Origin of the sequence: Parapedomonas caeni (assembly GCF_041060555.1) — a bacterium.
GTDB lineage: Bacteria > Pseudomonadota > Alphaproteobacteria > Sphingomonadales > Sphingomonadaceae > CAUJIW01.
The window spans coordinates 1-820 of record NZ_JBEUDS010000067.1; the positions used below are offsets into that span (position 1 = coordinate 1).

The window sequence follows — 820 nt, forward strand, 5'->3', positions numbered from 1 at the left end:
AAAAGCCGGCGGGTTGATGCCCCGCCGGCCAGTTGCTTCTCTATCTGTGTGTCCGATCTTGCCGGCAATAGCTGCCGGGTATGCGATGTTGCCCGGTCAGGCCTGCCGGTTCGGAGAAGCCGGTTCAGGCCTGCTGGTCGAGGACGACGCCGGCGGCGGCCTGCCGGTAGGCGGCGAGCGCCTTGAGCACGCTCTCGGCGGGAAACTGTCGCACCACCTCGTCGCTCCTGGGGTCGCGAAACTCGTAGACGAAGCGGCCGCTGTCCTCGTCCATGCGGATGACCAGCCGCGCGCCGCTGGCGATGTCGTTGCCGGCATCGTCGATGGCCTTGAGCACCTTTTCCACCGCCGAACGCTTCTCGTCGGTGGCGCCGGTGCTGTCGCGCGCGCTGTCGCGCGGGGCCGGCAGCACCGTTGTGTCGGTACTGCTGGCCGGGCTTGTCGAGGCCGGCGGTTGACCCTGACGGACCGCGCTGGCGGTCTCAGGGTTCTGGATAACCGCAGGCCCCCTCGAACCTGTCAGCGTTACCCCATCCATGATTGTCACCCTTGTGTATCACCTCGGCCGAGCATCGGTGTCGATGGTCGTGTCGCGCTGTTTTTTTTCTGGCGCGCGATTCTGGTGCCGTCGCGGGGTGGGGAAGGCGGGTCACGCCTTCCCCACCGCCGAGGCTTGTCCTTAGCGGAACAGGCTGAGCACGGACTGCGGCGCCTGGTTGGCGATGGACAGCGCCTGCAGACCGAGCTGCTGCTTGACCTGCAGCGACTGCAGCTTGGCGCTTTCCTTGGCCAGGTCGGCGTCCACCAGGTTGCCGATGCC

3 protein-coding genes are annotated in these 820 nt (G+C 67.0%); 1 reads left to right on the top strand and 2 read right to left on the bottom strand.

What is annotated here, in order from left to right:
* Positions 1-124: 124 nt before the first annotated feature.
* A complete protein-coding gene (locus tag ABU113_RS17190; RefSeq protein ID WP_454560673.1) occupies positions 125-337 on the bottom strand; it encodes a flagellar protein FlaG in 213 nt (70 codons plus the stop codon).
* Between ABU113_RS17190 and ABU113_RS17195 the strand changes: the two genes are divergently transcribed.
* Positions 324-458 carry a hypothetical protein gene (locus ABU113_RS17195; protein ID WP_454560674.1) on the top strand — a complete coding sequence of 45 codons (135 nt, stop codon included), beginning with the start codon at positions 324-326 and terminating at the stop codon, positions 456-458. The two genes, ABU113_RS17190 and ABU113_RS17195, sit on opposite strands and share 14 nt — an antisense overlap.
* Before the next feature lie 221 nt (positions 459-679).
* Here ABU113_RS17195 and ABU113_RS17200 read toward each other — a convergent pair.
* Positions 680-820: flagellin (locus ABU113_RS17200; protein WP_454560675.1), on the bottom strand; the 141-nt coding region annotated here is incomplete at its 5' end.